The following is a 16,658-nucleotide window of genomic DNA, read 5'->3' on the forward strand; positions in this document are numbered from 1 at the left end:
GAACTAGAAGTCCAGATCGGCATAATGCGCCGGCGGCGGAAATCCCGAAACCTGATCCGCCAGAATCCCCCGGAACGCCGGGCGCGACTTGATCTTGGCATACCAGTCCTTGACCGCCTCGCTGCGATGCCAGTCCACATCACTGATATAATCCAGCGCCGACAGATGCGCGGCCGCCGCGAAATCCGCCAGCGTCATCACATCCCCCGCCAGCCAGCGCCGGTGATCCAGCAGCCACGCCATGTAATCGAGGTGATACTTGATCGCCCGCGCCCCGTCCTTGACGTTCCGACTGTCGGGAAAGCCCTGCTTCATCACCTTCTTGTTGACCCGCTCGTAAAGCAGTTTCGAGGTCACCTCGTGATGAAACTTGTCATCGAACCACGCCACCAGCCGCCGCACCTCGTAACGCGACTCGGCGCCTTTCGGCATCAGCGCCGGTTCGGGATATTTCTCTTCCAGATATTCGCAGATCGCCGCGCTTTCGGCCATGGTCCTGCCATCGATCTTCAGCACCGGCACCTTGCCCGCCGGATTACGGCGCAGGAAATCCGGGTCCTGTTCCCAATAGCGTTCCTCGGCCAGTTCGCATTCGATTTTCTTCTCCGCAAGGCTCAGCCGGACCTTGCGACAGAACGGGGAAAGCGGGACGTGATAGAGCTTGGCCATCGTCAGACTACCTCGGGAAACGGGAACCGCCCCTCCATGCCCCCTTTGCGGGTGATTTTCAATCCTCGAAACAGGCCGCACGCCCGTCCCGGTCAATCGTCGCCGCCCCGTCCATGATGCTGGCGGCGCGATTGCGCAACGCGGCACTCGGCGATTTTGCGGAACGATCCTTGGGGTTGGGCAGCACAGCAGCCAGCCTTGCGGCCTGCACCGCGCTCAGATCGGCAGCGCTCACGTCGAAATAGCGCCGCGCCGCGGCCTCTACACCGAACACGCCCTCGTCGAACTCGGCCACGTTGAGATAGACCTCGACGATCCGCCGCTTCGGCCACAGCGTCTCGACCACCGGGGTCATCACCGCCTCCAGTGCCTTGCGCGCCCAGTTGCGCCCGTGCCAGAGATAGACATTCTTCACCACCTGCTGGCTCAGCGTCGAGGCTCCGCGCCCGGATCCTTCGGCAATCGCGGTGCGAATCGCCCCCATGTCAAAGCCCCAGTGCTGGCAGAAATTGGCATCCTCCGCCGCCACCAGCGAGCGTGCCATCACCGGCGCGATCCGCGCCATCGGCACCCAGTCACGGCGGATCTGCCCCAGCCGCCGCTCTTCCTGCCCCATGAAATAGGTGCGCGGCGGCTCCAGCACCCGATGGGCCGCGATCAAACCGACCACGATCAGCGCCGATAGCAGCACGTAATACGCCACCCACCGCCGCAGCCAGCGCAGCGGTCGGATGCGTGCCCGCTTTGAGGAGCGAGAGGATGTGCGCGCCCGTGCCATGGCCCAGCTATAGCCGTCCAATCCATGCGGCAAAACAGGTTTGACACACACACGCCCGTTTTCTTGAAAAGAAAACGAACCGAACCCTTTGCAAGGATTCGGTCTTGTCAGAGCCTATTCCGCCGGAACAGCCTCGGGCCGCGTGCCCACCGGATGCTCCAGCTTGTCGAGCATTTCCTTCGGGCAGAACTGCACGAAGCGGTCCTTCTCGATATCCCAGTATTGCAGGATATCCTGCCCGCGCTGCGATCCGGTCTCGGCCACATGCCGCTCGATCATACCCTTGAGTTCGGTCTCCCAATGCGGCTCTGATACAGGGCAACTCACCAATGTCTCACCGTTGACCAGCGTTTCCGCCCGGTTGTCGGGGTCATAGACATAGGCCATGCCGCCGGTCATGCCTGCGCCGAAATTGGCCCCGATCTCGCCCAGAATCACCGCCGCACCGCCGGTCATGTATTCACACCCGTTGGAACCGCAGCCCTCGATCACCACCTTGGCCCCCGAATTGCGCACAGCAAAACGTTCACCGGCACGCCCGGCGGCAAAGAGATAACCATCGGTCGCGCCATAAAGCACCGTGTTGCCGATGATCGTGTTCTCGGCCGCCACCAGCGGGCTCGCCATCGGCGGACGCACCACGATGGTGCCACCCGACAGGCCCTTGCCGACATAGTCATTGGCGTCACCGCTGACCTCGATCTTCAGCCCCGGCGCGGCAAACGCGCCCAGCGACTGCCCGGCACTGCCGGTCAGTTTCACCGTCAGGTGATCGGGTTGCAGGCTGTTGCGCATCCCGAACTTCCGCACGATATGGCTTGAGACCCGCGCGCCCACCGTCCGGTCGGTGTTTTGCACCGCGTAATGCAACTGCATCTTCTCGCCGTCATTCAGGAACCGCTGCGCGTCGCGCACGATTTCCGCATCCAGCGTGTCGGGCACCTCGTTGCGCGGGCGGTTGCGGTCATAGCGAATGTCCTTTGCCCCATCCACGGTGATCAGCATCGGGTTGAGGTCGAGATCATCCAGATGCGCCGATCCACGGCTGACCTGCGTCAAGAGATCCGCTCGCCCGATCACCTCGTCGAGGCTGCGCGCGCCAATGCTCGCCAGCAACTCCCGCACCTCCTGTGCGTAGAAGGTGATGAGGTTTACCACCTTCTCGGCATTGCCGGTGAACTTGGCGCGCAAGTCCTCGTCCTGCGTGCAGACCCCGACGGGGCAGGTGTTGCTCTGACACTGCCGCACCATGATGCAGCCCATCGAGATCAGCGCCGCCGTGCCGATGCCGTATTCCTCGGCCCCCATCATCGCCGCCATGACGATATCGCGCCCGGTGCGCAAACCCCCGTCAGTGCGCAGCGTGATCCGCTCGCGCAGGTTGTTCATGCTCAGCACCTGATGCGCCTCCGTGAGGCCCATCTCCCAGGGCAGCCCGGCATATTTGATCGACGTCGCCGGGCTCGCCCCGGTGCCGCCATTATGCCCGGAAATCAGGATCACATCCGCCTTGGCCTTGGCCACACCGGCGGCGATCGTGCCGACTCCCGACTGCGCCACCAGCTTGACCGTCACCTTCACGGTCGGGTTGATCTGCTTGAGGTCATAGATCAGCTGCGCCAGATCCTCGATGGAATAGATATCGTGATGCGGCGGCGGCGAAATCAGTGTCACACCCTCGGTGGAATGCCGCAACCGCGCGATCAGCTTGGTCACCTTCATCCCCGGCAACTGCCCGCCCTCACCGGGCTTGGCGCCTTGCGCGACCTTGATCTCCAACTCCTCGCAATGGTTGAGGTATTCCGCCGTCACGCCAAACCGGCCAGAGGCGACCTGCTTGATCTTGGCACTCGGGTTGTCGCCATTGGCCTCCGGCGTGAAATGCGCCGGGTCCTCGCCGCCCTCGCCACTGTCCGAGCGCGCGCCAATCCGGTTCATCGCCACGTTCAGCGTCTTGTGCGCCTCGGGGCTCAGCGCCCCCAGCGACATGCCCGGCGTGACAAACCGCTTGCGGATCGCGGTCACGCTCTCCACCTCCTCCAGCGGGATCGCCTCGCCCATCGGCTTGATCGCCATCAGGTCGCGCAGATGCGTCGGCGGGTTGTTCTGCATCGCCGCCGAATAGCGCTTCCACAGCTCGTAACTCGCCTTGTTGCAGGCCATCTGCATCATATGCATGGTTTGCGCGCCCCAGGCATGGGTCTCACCCGATTTGCGCGCCTTGTAAAACCCGCCGATCGGCAGGATATCCTGCCCCCCCTTGAAGGCCCGGCCATGCACCTCTTCCAGCTTGGCCTGTATGCCCGACACACCGATTCCGCTGATCCGGCTCGTCAGCCCCGGGAAATACTCCGCGCACATGGCACGGGACAGCCCCACCGCCTCGAAGTTCAGACCTCCGCGATAGGACGAAACCACCGAGATCCCCATCTTCGACATGATCTTCAACAGACCCTGATCAATCGCCAAACGATACCGCGCCACCGCCTCGGTCAGGCTGCCCTCGATCAAGCCCCGGTCGATCCGGTCGGCAATGCTGTCCTCGGCCAGATAGGCGTTGACCACGGTCGCCCCCGCGCCAATCAGCACGGCGAAATAATGCGGGTCGATACATTCAGCCGAGCGCACGTTGAGGCTGGAGAAAGTCCGCAACCCCTTTTGCGTCAGATGGCTGTGCACCGCCGAGGTGGCCAGAATCATCGGCATGCCGACGCGGGTCTCGCCAAGATTTTGATCAGTCAGGATCAGATGCCCGGTGCCCGAGCGCACGGCATCCTCCGCCTCGGCCCGGATCCGCTCCAACCCCTGTTGCAGGGCGTTCTTGCCCGCGCCAAAGGTGCAGTCGATCACCGCCACATCGGCATTGAACTGCCGGATCATCTCATCCCATTGCGCATTGCCGACAAACGGGCTTTCCAGCACCAGGATCTCGGTCTGCGCGCTCGACTCATCCAGCACGTTCTTGAGGTTGCCGAACCGCGTCTTGAGACTCATCACCCGGTATTCGCGCAAACTGTCAATCGGTGGGTTCGTCACCTGGCTGAAATTCTGCCGGAAATAATGGCTCAGCGGGCGGTACTGCTTGGACAGCACAGCACTCGGCGTGTCGTCGCCCATGCTGGCAATCGCTTCCTTGCCGTCCTCGGCCATCGGCGCAAGGATCTGCTCCAGCTCCTCCAGGGTATACCCGGCCGCGATCTGCCGCTTGCGCAACTCGCCCGCCTTGTAGATCGGCACCTCGGTCACGGCGGCCAGCTTGTCATCCAGCTCGTTGATCTTGCCGACCCACTCGCCAAAGGGCTGCGCATTGGCCAGCTTATCCTTCATATCGGCATCGTGATAGAGCTTGCCTTCGACCATATCCACGGCCAGCAACTGACCGGGGCCAAGCGCACCCTTTTCATTCACCTTGGCCTCGTCAATCGGCACCATCCCGGCCTCGGAACCCGCAATCAGCAGCCCGTCACCCGTCACCACATAGCGCATCGGGCGCAGCCCGTTGCGGTCCAGCCCGGCGCAGACCCAACGGCCATCGGTCATCGCAAGTGCTGCGGGCCCGTCCCACGGCTCCATCACCGAGTTGCAATAGGAATACATGTCGCGCCACGCCTGCGGCAGCTCCTCGCGCTGCTTCGACCAGGATTCCGGCACCAGCATGGTTTTCGCCATCGGCGCATTGCGCCCCGCCCGCACCAGCACCTCGAACACCGCATCGAGTGCCGCACTGTCCGAGGAACCTTGCGGGATGATCGGCTTGATATCCTCGGCCCGCTCGCCAAACGCCGAAGATGCCATGCGGATTTCGTGGCTCTTCATCCAGTTGGTGTTGCCCTTGAGCGTGTTGATTTCGCCGTTATGCGCCAGCATGCGGAACGGCTGCGCCAGCCACCATTGCGGAAAGGTGTTGGTCGAATAGCGCTGGTGATAGATCGCAAACGCGCTCTTGAACCGTTCGTCCATCAGGTCGGGATAGAACACCGCCACCTGCTCGGCCAGCATCATGCCCTTGTAGATGATGCTCCGGCAGGACAGGCTCGCGATATAAAGACCGTTGATCCCGGCAGCCGCCACCGCCTTTTCGATCCGGCGGCGGATCACGTACAGTTCGCGCTCAAACTCTTCTTCCTCCAGCCCCTTGGCATCGGAAATCAGGATCTGCTCGATCTCGGGCCGGGTCGCATTGGCCTTTTCACCCAGACAGGTAATATCGACCGGCACATGCCGCCAGCCATAGATCGTATGGCCCATGCGCAGCACTTCGGTTTCCACGATGGTCCGGCACTGCTCCTGCGCGCCGAAATTGGTGCGCGGCAGAAACACCTGACCGACAGCGACCAGACTGCTTTCATCCGGCTCATGCCCGGTGCGGCGAATCTGGTCATAGATGAACGACACCGGGATCTGCACATGGATGCCCGCGCCGTCGCCGGTCTTGCCATCGGCATCGACAGCACCCCGGTGCCAGATCGCCTTGAGCGCATTGATCCCCGCCTCGACCACCCGGCGCGACGGTTTTCCATCCACCGACACGACTAGGCCGACACCGCAAGAGGAGTGCTCCTCTGCGTGGGTATACATGCCGTTCTCGGCCATCCAGTTGCGCTTGGCCTCTTCCTTGGCCATCCAGTCCTGATCGAATTTCGTCATTGGTCTTCACCCTTCCTTTACCCGGTGGGTCAGATTGTCTGTCTTATCGCCTCAAAGCGCTCTTCCGGGGGACCGCCGCAATACCGACGTAATACCGACGCTTTACCGCTATTCCGCCGCGACAGCCTGCGCTTCCCCAAGATAGTCGAGAATCGCTGCTGCCGAGTCGCGCCCGTCACGGATCGCCCACACCACAAGGGACGCCCCCCGCACGATGTCACCGACGGCGTAAACGCCCTCCATCGCGGTCTGCCCGGTGGTGAACTCTGCCTTGACAGTGCCCCAGCGGGTGACCTCCAATTCCTCTTGATTCCAAAGGGTTGGCAGGTTTTCGGCCTCAAACCCTAGCGCCTTGATCACCAGATCGGCAGGCGCGTCATGCTCGGCACCCTCGATGGGTTCCGGGATTTGACGGCCCGTCGCATCCGGCGCGCCAAGGCGCATTTTCTGCACTTTTACGCTCGTCACCGGATCACCGGCAAAGCCAATCGGCGCGCTAAGCCATTCAAACTTAACGCCTTCTTCCTCGGCATTGGTCACCTCACGTTGGCTGCCGGGCATGTTCTCACGGTCGCGGCGGTAAAGGCAGGTCACCGATTTGGCCCCTTGACGAATGGCGGTGCGCACACAATCCATTGCGGTATCACCACCGCCGACCACAACAATTCGCTTGCCCGAGGCATTCAACTCGCCGCTGTCATAGTCCGGCACGCTGTCGCCAAAGCCCACACGATTGCTCGCCGTCAGGTAATCAATCGCCCGCACGATGCCTTGGGCACCCGATCCCGGCCCTTGCAGGTCGCGGCTCTTGTAGACCCCGGTGGCGATCATTACCGCGTTGTGTTTGTTACGAATTTCCTCGAACGTGATATCCGTGCCAACGTCACAGTTCAGCACGAATTCGACGCCCCCCTGCTCCAGCTGCTCGACCCGGCGCATAACCACGTCCTTCTCCAGCTTGAAGCCCGGAATGCCATAGGTCATCAGCCCGCCACCCCGGTCATAACGGTCATAGACCGTCACCTGAACACCCGCCCGCCGCAGCACGTCAGCGGCGGCAAGACCTCCGGGGCCGGCACCGATTATCCCAACGGATTCAATGCGTTCCGCCGCAGGCTTGATCGGCTCGACCCAGCCTTCTTCCCAGGCGGTATCAGTGATGTATTTCTCCACCGCGCCGATGGTGACTGTGCCATGCCCCGATTGCTCGATCACGCAATTGCCCTCGCACAGCCGGTCCTGCGGGCAGATGCGCCCGCAAATCTCGGGGAAGGTATTGGTCAACTGACTGATTTCATAGGCTTCCTTTAGCCGCCCTTCGGCGGTGAGGCGCAACCAGTCAGGAATATTGTTGTGCAGCGGGCAATGCGTCTGGCAATAGGGCACGCCACACTGACTGCACCGCCCGGCCTGTTCCTTGGCCTTGGCATCGGCATACTCCGCATAGATCTCATGGAAATCCTGCCTGCGTGCCTCTGCCGTCCGTTTCTCAGGCATGTCCCGCCCGACCGTCACGAATTTCAGCATGGGTTGCTTAGCCACTACGTGCCCTCCCGAAATCTTTGCACCGCACGTCTTTACTCCAACGGCCTTTGGATTAAAAGTCAGAAGGTTTGACCTATATGCAGAAATTTTTCGTATCGGCTGCGGTAGAATTAGAAATCTCATGAATATTACGTCCGATTCGGACCCACATTGCCGATTGCACCGAAAACACAAAGGTTTATAGCTGAAAATGTCGTAAACAGGACTCCAGTAATGACGTTGTTTCACATCTTACTCGTCGCCGTCATTCAGGGAATCACCGAGTTTCTGCCGATCTCCTCCTCCGGACATCTCATCCTCCTGCCGAAACTCACCGGTATGGCCGATCAGGGTCTGGTCATCGATGTGGCCGTGCATGTCGGCACGCTCTTCGCCGTGACCCTGTATTTCTGGTCCGACGTGCGCGGTGCCGTGATCGGCCTGCCAGACGCGATCGCCGGACGAGCCGACACGCCCGGCGCACGGCTGGCGCAGCTCTTGCTCATCGCCTCGATCCCGGTAATCGCCTTTGGTGCCCTGCTCAAGCTCTCCGGTTATGATGAAAGCCTGCGCTCGATCGAGGTGATCGGCTGGGCCACGATCATCTTCGGGCTGGTGCTCTACTGGGCAGACAAGATCGGTCGACGCAAGAAAACCACCGAGGACTGGAATATCACCGATGCGATGGTGATCGGAGTCTGGCAGGCCATCGCCCTCATCCCGGGCACGTCGCGCTCTGGCATCACCATCACCGGGGCGCGTTTCCTCGGCTATCGGCGACAGGAAGCAGCGCGCATCTCGATGCTGATGTCTATTCCGACCATTGTTGCAAGCGCCGTTCTGCTCGGGACCGAAGCTGCAATAGAGGCCGATCCGTCTGTCCTGATCAGCGCCGCGACCGCCGCCGCCTTCGCCTTTGTCGCGGCGCTCGCGGCGCTCGGCCTGATGATGCGGCTCTTGCAGAGTGTCAGCTTCACACCCTACGTGATCTATCGGCTCGTGCTTGGCGTTTTCCTGCTGGGAATAGCCTATAGCTGACGGTCAGAGACTGCGCAGGTTCCGGGCCGATTCCTTGATCGCCTCATATTGCCCCGCTGGCCGGAAGCGCCAGAGATAATCAGGCAGCACGGCCTCAATCGCCACAGGCGTGATACCCAGATCGGCAAAGCCCCTGGCACCCTCGCTCACCACGTTATCCGCTTTCAGGCTGCGCACCTGGTCGCGGGTGATCTGAGGCGGAATCAGACCGAATGTCACCGTCTGCACGAGTTCCATCGCCCAGGCCATAACTGCGGCAATGCCAAACGGAATATTCACGATCATCCGCCGCCGGCGGACGATCCTCAGCATCACGCGCATTAGATCGCGAAACGTCGCCACCTCCGGCCCGCCAAGCTCGTAGATGCCAGGCGCGGCGCGGTCCTCGGCCCCCAGGGCTGCAGCATGCGCCACGTCATCGGCATAGACCGGCTGAAACTTCGTGTCGCCGCCCACCACAGGCAGGACAGGCCCGAATCGCGTCATGGCGGCGAAGCGGTTGAAAAACTGGTCTTCGGGGCCAAACACGACGGACGGGCGCAGGATCATGGCCTGCGGGAAATGCGCGAGAATCCCGGCCTCTCCGGCGGCCTTGCTCTGGGCATATTCGCTGTCGGACTGCGGATCGGCACCGATGGCCGACAGATGCACGAGATGGCTCACACCTTCTTCGGCGGCGAGCCGCGCGATGCGCGTTGCCCCCTCGGCCTGAACGGCCTGAAAATTGTTACGCCCCTTGCGGTCGAACGTGCCCACGCAATTCACCACCGCATCCGCCCCGTGCATCACCGCGCGCACGCTGTCATCGTCGCGGATGTTGCAGAAAACCGGCTCGACCTGGCCGACATTGCCATAGGGCTTGACATGCATCGCTTCATTCGGGCGCCTCACCGCGACCCGCACCCGCCATCCCGCCTGCGCCATGCGGCGCGCGATGTAACGGCCGACGAAACCTGATCCGCCATATATGGTGACGAGCTTGGACATGAGAAGCCTCCAGAATGCGCGCGTTCAAACCCTTTCCTATCTCCCAACACCGCGTTGAACAAGATGATAAGGCGATTGCGACGGATCGCGCAAAAACGCCGTTGACATGGGATCGGTCGGCGTCTAAACGCCTGCCTCACGACACCTGCCCAGGTGGCGGAATGGTAGACGCGCTGGCTTCAGGTGCCAGTGGCCGCAAGGCCGTGGAGGTTCGAGTCCTCTCCTGGGCACCACTCGTCAACGGTATTGCCAAGTTGTTGACTGGGTTTGCTAAAGGTATGTGGACCCAATGAATATTCCAATTGATTTGCCACGTCTGAAGGGGTTTCGTTATCCTCGTGAGATTATTGGTTACGCTGTTTGGGCGTACCATCGGTTAGCTCTGAGCACGGCTGATGTTGAAGACCGGTTGGCCGCGCGGGGCGTGATTGTCAGCCGAGAAGCGATCCGGCTTTGGGTCAATCGCTTTGGTCAAAACTTTGCAAATTGCATTCGCCGGGATCGACCACGGCCGAACGATAAGTGGCACATGGATGAAGTCGTGATCACGATCCGTGGCAAGAAACACTGGCTGTGGCGTGCGATCGACGCGGATGGAGACGTCCTCGAAATTCTCGTGCAAACACGCCGCAATGCCAAAGCAGCAAAGCGCTTTTTCCAAAGATTGGTTTCACAGTTTGGCGAGCCGAGGGTGGTCATTACTGACAAATTGCGCAGCTATATCAAGCCGGTCAAAGCACTGGCCCCGAACGCTGACCATCGCGCGTACAAGGGCTTGAATAACGCGATCGAAGTGTCGCACCGGCCGACACGTAAACGAGAGAAGATCTTCGGCAAATTCAAATCCCACCGGTAGGCACAGAGGTTTTTGGCCGCACATGACCAGATCAACTTGCTCTTCCGTCCCCGCCGATATCAAATGAACGCAACTTCATACCGCCACGCCCGCTCCGATGCTTTCAGCCTCTGGGCAGATTACACCGCGGAAATGGTGGCATGATCCTGCCTTTGCCAAGCTTCGCAAGCTGATGCCAACAACTTGGCAATACCCGAAGTATTCCTGTCGGGGTAGTGCGAGTCCTGGGGGGGGGGGGCTATGACAGAAACCAAGACACAAACGCTGGATCCGCAAACCTTTGGCTCGACCATGGGTAATGCCGTTTGGCTGATGACGATGGACAAGCGCTATCGCGATCGCCCCATCCGCGAGATCGAGGCGCTGGTCGCCACGCCCATCCTGTTGCGGAGTTTCAAGCTTTATTCCAAGGACAAACAGCCTGTCGCGTTTCTGACTTGGGCCAGCGTCTCGGACGTGGTCAAGGCCAAGGTCGAGGCCGGTGAGCCGCTGGCGCTGGAGGACTGGCGGTCGGGGGAGAATTTGGTGGTGGTGGATGTGGTGTCGCCGTTTGCAGAGGCGGAGGGGGTGCGGGACCGTTTCCTAGATGGGGCGAATGCTGCGCGAGAAGAAACCACACAAGCTCGCGAACCATGACTGCGGTGAAGATGAAAAACCTCTTGCCAGATTTGCTGTTAGTTTTGGTTTCAGGCTTTTTCAGTGCGATCCATCTATTTCGTCTTTTCCGGGGTGAATACCCAGACACGTTCGAACGCGTAATTGTAGGATTGATCGTTTTATATACTGCCTACGTGATTTGGAAATTCTTCAAGAAAATAGGGTAATAGTGATGTCGCCAGAAGACTTAATGACGCATATCCTCGACAATAAAACGGTTATTGGTAATCCAAACCTTCTGGATGAATTAAACCTCGTCGACAACCGCGCTTTCGACCCTGTTTTGTGGTTTGAAAATAGTTACCAACCCGGACATGGTGGGGAATATCGGGGGCCAACCACCGTTGAGGATCTGAAAGCATTCGCAGAATACCTGGAAGCGCAAGTTCCGGGCATGGAAAAAATTGCGACTTTCGATATTTTTTCCGGCGGAGACCCGTTGGAGAACCCTGCGCTTGCAGCCACTTTGTTGGCGATTGCTCACGATCTTATCAAAAAAGAAGTTGGACCTGCTTCAGTCATTCTGCCCATTCTAGGTGTAGTTGGCACGGGGCGTTTGGAAGAACTAAAGGCGCAGATATCGTCGATAAAATCGATGCTCGATTTCTTGCGAGAAGGAGGCATCGAGTGCTTCCCCGCCGGCACTCCCATCGCCCTCGAAAACGGAACCGAGAAACCGATTGAGGACGTCCAGATCGGTGATGCCGTCCTTGCGCACACGCCCGATGGCTCCTCCGTCCCCGGCGAGGTGACCAAGCTTTTCCGTAACACGACGGAAGAGTTCATCCGGTATTGCCAAGTTGTTGGCATCAGCTTGCGAAGCTTGGCAAAGGCAGGATCATGCCACCATTTCCGCGGTGTAATCTGCCCAGAGGCTGAAAGCATCGGAGCGGGCGTGGCGGTTTGAAGTTGCGTTCAGTTGATATCGGCGGGGACGGAAGAGCAAGTTGATCTGGTCATGTGCGGCCAAAAACCTCTGTGCCTGCCGGTGGGATTTGAATTTGCCGAAGATCTTCTCTCGTTTACGTGTCGGCCGGTGCGACACTTCGATCGCGTTATTCAAGCCCTTGTGCGCGCGATGGTCAGCGTTCGGGGCCAGTGCTTTGACCGGCTTGATATAGCTGCGCAATTTGTCAGTAATGACCACCCTCGGCTCGCCAAACTGTGAAACCAATCTTTGGAAAAAGCGCTTTGCTGCTTTGGCATTGCGGCGTGTTTGCACGAGAATTTCGAGGACGTCTCCATCCGCGTCGATCGCACGCCACAGCCAGTGTTTCTTGCCACGGATCGTGATCACGACTTCATCCATGTGCCACTTATCGTTCGGCCGTGGTCGATCCCGGCGAATGCAATTTGCAAAGTGTTGACCAAAGCGATTGACCCAAAGCCGGATCGCTTCTCGGCTGACAATCACGCCCCGCGCGGCCAACAGGTCTTCAACATCAGCCGTGCTCAGTGCGAAACGGTGGTACGCCCAAACCGCGTAGGCGATGATCTCTCGGGGATAGCAGAAGCCCTTCAGGCGCGGCATTTGGGTCGGACTGTTCATGATGCTGACATAGATTGATCAGATCCGGTCATCAATTTGGCAATACCTACGTCACCATTCTGGCACAATGCGATGCCGTTGAGTGGGGGTATCCACACCATCACGGTCCGATTACTGTTCTTGACATAAACATATTTCTAATATATCAGACATCGAGAAATGGTATATCGGAGGCTGACCATGGAACTTCAAGACACCAACATGACCGAACGCCAGCGCCAGTACCGGGCCAACTACCGGCAGCGAGTGGCGGGTTGGTACAATGGTTTCCTGCATATCGTGATCATCTACACGATCGGGCTGACCGCGCTTTATATCTATACCGCAAACCTCAACCAGGTGACGCCGCTGGAATGGCTGACGGTGCCGCTGGTCTTCCTGTTCTGCAACTTCTTCGAGTGGTGGCTGCACCGCTACGTAATGCACCGGCCTTCGAAGAACCCTGTCGCCCGCGCAGTCTACAACCGGCACACACTGCAGCATCACCAGTTTTTCACCGAGGTGGAGATGCGCTTCGCGGATCAGAAAGATTACCGCGTGACGTTTTTCCCGCCTTATGCGCTGGCGGCTTTCACTCTGATGTCGATCCCAGGTGCGATCGTGATGGGTTGGCTGTTTACGCCCAATGTGGGCTGGCTGTTCATCGCCACCACGACCTCAATCTACATGATCTACGAGTTCATGCATTTCTGTTGCCACGTCGAGGATAACTGGTTCGTGCGCAACATGCCCTTCATCAACACCAATCGCCGTCACCACACAGCGCATCACGACCAGTCGCTGATGATGGAGCGCAACATGAATCTCACGTTCCCGATCATGGACTGGCTGTTCGGAACGTCGGACTTGAATCGCGGCCTGATCGGACACCTGTTCAACGGCTATGACACCAAGCACCTCCGCAAGGATATGCGCAAGGTGTCCCGCACACCGGTCCGCGGCCCGGACGAGACGACGAACGCCACTCCCGCCGAGTAAGTGACTTCTGCCCGGCCCCGCATGACAGGGCCGGGCACTACCAAGACATCCCGGAAAAGACGGAGCCACCTCATGGCCAATATCGAGCCGAATATCACCGCTGCCTTCATCTTTGCGCTGTTCGCCTGTGTGGCCAGCCTGGCCGCCATCGTGTTGACCGGCGTCTTCCCGCTGTCGACGCGGCCCGAACTGAAGCGGCCGTTGGGCTTTGCCCTGGTGGTGGCGAACTGCGTCCTTCTGGGCGCGGTGCTGTACATGAGCTTTGGCTTCGGCCTGGCCGAGCTGCGTTGGACCAGCGTGGTCATCATCACTGGGTTCGCCCTGCTGTTCATGCCGGGCCTGTTCAACGTGTGGCCGAGCCGCTGGCGCGACGGGACCGTGGGCCTGACGGTGGTCATGGCCGGCCTGGGCGTCTCGGTATGGGCGCTGGCAGGTATGGCCTGAGCCAAGATCGCGGGTCCGATTGACCCGGCAAACACTATCAGAAGGAGGAGGCTGAGATGCCCGTCATTATCAAAATCGCGCTGTCCACGCTGGTGGCGCTCGCGGCCATCGGGGGATGGTTTTACATGGGACACCTGGGACAGACCGGACCGCAATGGGCCATTGCCTTTCTTGGACCGTTCAGCGTCGGGTCGCTGTGGATCTTCCCCGAAGTGATGCGGTCCAAGGCCGATGCGCGGAGGACATCATGAAGACGTATCTTGGAGACAGGACGATCGACGGCGTTATCGTGACCGTCGACGGAAAGGACCTGCCGGACTATGCGGAGGTCTGCAAGTTCACCAACGCGGGCTTCGAATGGAGCTTCGAGGGGGTGGCGGCGACGCAGCTGGCCTTTGCGCTGATCTATGACGTGACCGGCGATGCGGGCCTTGCCAAGCGCCTGGCCGAGCCGTTCATGCGCGAGGTCACCGCGAATTTCGGCAACGACTGGGAAATGACCGAGGCGGATGTACGCGCTGCCGTGGCCCAGGTTCAGCCGGAGCAGGCATGATGGCCCCACTGGACGACTCGAAGACGGTGCACGCGGCGGATGACCCCGGGATACCGAAGACCTTCCGGGCCGCCGTGCTGCGCTCTCCGGGCGAGGCGATGACGATCGAGGATGTCGAACCCGGCGCGCTTAGGACGCGCGATGTGATGGTCAAGATCCGCGCCGCGGGGCTTTGTCATACGGACTTGGAAGTGATCGACGGCTCGCTGCGGCTGGGAATGCCCGCCGTGCTGGGCCACGAGGCAGCCGGTGTGGTCACGGCCTGCGGCCCCGAAGCGAAGGGCGTCGCGGTGGGAGATCATGTTATCCTGTCGTGGAACCCCAAGTGCGGTGACTGTTTCTACTGCGACCAGAGCCTGCCGATCCTTTGCGAGACCTTCCTGGCCAACGGCCCTGCGGGGTTCGCCTTTGACGGGCAACCGAGGGCGCGGCTGGCTGGTGGACAGGACCTGCACCAGCTGATGTATCTCGGGACTTTTGGGGAATATTGCGTGGTCGAGGACCAGCAGGCGATTCCGATACCCAAGGAAATGCCATTCGACCGGGCCGCGTTGATCGGGTGCGGGGTGATGACCGGCGTCGGTGCTGCGCTGAATGTGGCGGATATCCGCCCTGGAAGCACCGCGATGGTGATAGGCTGTGGCGCGGTGGGCCTTGCGGCTGTGCAGGGCGCGGTGATTGGCGGGGCGCAGAACGTCATTGCCGTCGACTTGAACGAGGCGAGGCTGGATGCGGCCTGCGGGATGGGGGCGACGCACCGGATCAACCCGAAGACGGATAGCGTGGAAGAACTCGTCCGGTCCCTGACAGACGGCCGGGGCGCGGACGTCGTGTTGGAAAGCGCCGGAAACGAGCCGGCCTTTCGCCTGAGCGTCGAAGCGGTGCGCCCGGGCGGCGAGGTGATCTGGCTGGGCAAGGTGGATGTCGAGAAGGATGTCGGTTTCCGCTGGGGCTCGCTTATGCAGGAGAAGCGTATCCGCCGGTCGAGCTATGGTGACACGCGGCCCCGGAGGGATTTCCCGATGCTATGCCGGAAATACCTGGAAGGTAAACTGGACCTCGACGGGCTGATCACCGACCGGATCACCCTTGACGAGATCAATGCCGGTTTCGAGAAGCTGCGCCGGGGCCAGAGCATCCGCAGCGTGATCGAATTCGGACCATGAGCGGCATTCGAAAGGTGTGGGTCGAGACGCCGCAGGGTCCGATCGAGGCGGCTGTCGCGGGACGCGTTGTCGCCGACCGGCCCACACTGGTACTGGTGCACGGGATACAGGGCACGCAGGCAGTGTGGGATGCCGTGATCCCGGTGCTTGCACAGGACTGGCACGTGATTGCGCCGAACCTGCGGGGCCGGGGCGGGTCTTTCGTGGTAAACAATGCCGAGCACTATCGCATGACGGATTTCGCAGACGACTTGGCCGAAGTGATGGACGGTATCGCGGGCAACGTTGTGCTCGTTGGCTGGAGCATGGGCGGGCTCGTCGCGCTGGAACATTTGCAGAGGCGCGGGTCGGACCGGATGGCAGGGCTTGCGCTGCTCAGCACCAGCGCCTGCTTGCACGCCGAGGGGCTTGAACCGGCGGTCTGGTTCCACGGGAACACGCCCGATACACTCGTCGAGGAGGCGCGGGTCCGGGCGCGCCGATTGAAGCTGACGGACACGGCGGCGGATATCGCGGTGGCCGGGGCGTGGTTGAGCGCAGCGCAGGTCGATTATCGCCCGGCTCTGGACAGCATCGACGTGCCGGTGCTGGTTTTGCACGGCACCGCCGACCCCGAGTGCCCGCCGGATCATGGCAACGCGCTTGCGGCTGGTCTGGCCACTTCGAGGCTGGAGTTATGGCAGGGGTGCGGGCATGTGCCGATGGCAGAGCAGCCCGGAGCCCTTGCCGAGACGCTGGCCGCTTTCGCCTCGGGATGCTGCGCCGCCGTGGCGTCGTGACCCGCCGGGAACGCGCCCAAGTCTTGCAGCACG

The 16,658-nt window shown here is 60.7% G+C and carries 15 protein-coding genes, 1 tRNA gene and 1 pseudogene; 11 read left to right on the forward strand and 6 right to left on the reverse strand.

The genetic code is table 11. The annotated features are described in order from the left end of the window. Positions 1-3: 3 nt before the first annotated feature. The 4 genes from BHD06_RS12180 to BHD06_RS12195 all read right to left on the reverse strand — a co-directional run bounded on the left by BHD06_RS12180 (position 4) and on the right by BHD06_RS12195 (position 7,636). A complete protein-coding gene (locus BHD06_RS12180; protein WP_080457279.1) occupies positions 4-669 on the reverse strand; it encodes a glutathione S-transferase family protein in 666 nt (221 codons plus the stop codon). A gap of 58 nt (positions 670-727) precedes the next feature. After that, a complete protein-coding gene (gene mtgA / locus BHD06_RS12185; RefSeq protein WP_080457280.1) occupies positions 728-1,447 on the reverse strand; it encodes a monofunctional biosynthetic peptidoglycan transglycosylase in 720 nt (239 codons plus the stop codon). A gap of 114 nt (positions 1,448-1,561) precedes the next feature. Beyond that, positions 1,562-6,094 carry a glutamate synthase large subunit gene (gene gltB / locus BHD06_RS12190; RefSeq protein WP_080457281.1) on the reverse strand — a complete coding sequence of 1,511 codons (4,533 nt, stop codon included), beginning with the start codon at positions 6,092-6,094 and terminating at the stop codon, positions 1,562-1,564. Positions 6,095-6,202: 108 nt separating this feature from the next. Further along, a complete protein-coding gene (locus BHD06_RS12195; RefSeq protein WP_176214342.1) occupies positions 6,203-7,636 on the reverse strand; it encodes an NAD(P)-dependent oxidoreductase in 1,434 nt (477 codons plus the stop codon). A gap of 216 nt (positions 7,637-7,852) precedes the next feature. On the opposite strand from BHD06_RS12195, the gene BHD06_RS12200 reads away from it, so the two are divergent. Beyond that, the gene (locus BHD06_RS12200; protein ID WP_080457283.1) at positions 7,853-8,656 is read left to right on the forward strand and encodes an undecaprenyl-diphosphate phosphatase; all 804 of its coding nucleotides are present in this window, start codon (positions 7,853-7,855) and stop codon (positions 8,654-8,656) included. A gap of 3 nt (positions 8,657-8,659) precedes the next feature. Here the strand turns inward: BHD06_RS12200 and BHD06_RS12205 are convergent, their stop codons facing one another. Beyond that, positions 8,660-9,643: a complex I NDUFA9 subunit family protein gene (locus tag BHD06_RS12205; RefSeq protein ID WP_080457284.1), complete on the reverse strand. Its 984-nt coding sequence runs from the start codon at positions 9,641-9,643 to the stop codon at positions 8,660-8,662. Positions 9,644-9,790: 147 nt separating this feature from the next. On the opposite strand from BHD06_RS12205, the gene BHD06_RS12210 reads away from it, so the two are divergent. The 4 genes and pseudogenes from BHD06_RS12210 (at position 9,791) to BHD06_RS12230 (ending at position 12,063) form a co-directional block, all read left to right on the forward strand. Then, positions 9,791-9,876: transfer RNA gene (locus tag BHD06_RS12210), tRNA-Leu, on the forward strand. Positions 9,877-9,932: 56 nt separating this feature from the next. Continuing rightward, positions 9,933-10,643: pseudogene (locus BHD06_RS12215) on the forward strand (IS6 family transposase). A gap of 96 nt (positions 10,644-10,739) precedes the next feature. Then, a complete protein-coding gene (locus BHD06_RS12220) occupies positions 10,740-11,135 on the forward strand; it encodes a toxin-activating lysine-acyltransferase (RefSeq protein ID WP_080457285.1) in 396 nt (131 codons plus the stop codon). Between the two features lie 193 nt (positions 11,136-11,328). Further along, complete coding sequence (locus BHD06_RS12230; RefSeq protein ID WP_080457287.1) at positions 11,329-12,063, forward strand: Hint domain-containing protein; 735 nt, start codon at positions 11,329-11,331, stop codon at positions 12,061-12,063. Here the strand turns inward: BHD06_RS12230 and BHD06_RS12235 are convergent. Continuing rightward, positions 11,995-12,705 (reverse strand): IS6 family transposase, encoded by a 711-nt coding sequence (locus BHD06_RS12235; protein ID WP_080457288.1) that lies wholly within the window; start codon positions 12,703-12,705, stop codon positions 11,995-11,997. The two genes, BHD06_RS12230 and BHD06_RS12235, sit on opposite strands and share 69 nt — an antisense overlap. Positions 12,706-12,885: 180 nt before the next feature. On the opposite strand from BHD06_RS12235, the gene BHD06_RS12240 reads away from it, so the two are divergent. The 6 genes from BHD06_RS12240 (at position 12,886) to BHD06_RS12265 (ending at position 16,625) form a co-directional block, all read left to right on the forward strand. Further along, complete coding sequence (locus BHD06_RS12240; protein WP_080457289.1) at positions 12,886-13,683, forward strand: sterol desaturase family protein; 798 nt, start codon at positions 12,886-12,888, stop codon at positions 13,681-13,683. A 72-nt stretch (positions 13,684-13,755) separates the two neighbouring features. Beyond that, positions 13,756-14,127 carry a hypothetical protein gene (locus BHD06_RS12245; protein ID WP_080457290.1) on the forward strand — a complete coding sequence of 124 codons (372 nt, stop codon included), beginning with the start codon at positions 13,756-13,758 and terminating at the stop codon, positions 14,125-14,127. 56 nt (positions 14,128-14,183) lie between these two features. Further along, positions 14,184-14,378 (forward strand): hypothetical protein, encoded by a 195-nt coding sequence (locus tag BHD06_RS12250; RefSeq protein WP_080457291.1) that lies wholly within the window; start codon positions 14,184-14,186, stop codon positions 14,376-14,378. Further along, positions 14,375-14,680, forward strand: coding sequence for a DUF6166 domain-containing protein (locus BHD06_RS12255; RefSeq protein WP_080457292.1), 306 nt, complete (start codon positions 14,375-14,377; stop codon positions 14,678-14,680). Before BHD06_RS12250 ends, BHD06_RS12255 begins: the two co-directional genes overlap by 4 nt. Next, the gene (locus tag BHD06_RS12260; RefSeq protein WP_217805662.1) at positions 14,677-15,846 is read left to right on the forward strand and encodes a Zn-dependent alcohol dehydrogenase; all 1,170 of its coding nucleotides are present in this window, start codon (positions 14,677-14,679) and stop codon (positions 15,844-15,846) included. The genes BHD06_RS12255 and BHD06_RS12260 overlap by 4 nt, the downstream gene beginning before the upstream one ends. Beyond that, entirely contained in the window at positions 15,843-16,625 is a 783-nt protein-coding gene (locus BHD06_RS12265; RefSeq protein WP_080457293.1) for an alpha/beta fold hydrolase, read from the forward strand. The genes BHD06_RS12260 and BHD06_RS12265 overlap by 4 nt, the downstream gene beginning before the upstream one ends. Positions 16,626-16,658 lie beyond the last annotated feature (33 nt).

The sequence above is a fragment of the Roseovarius sp. A-2 genome (assembly GCF_002072155.1).
Classification (GTDB): Bacteria; Pseudomonadota; Alphaproteobacteria; order Rhodobacterales; family Rhodobacteraceae; genus Roseovarius.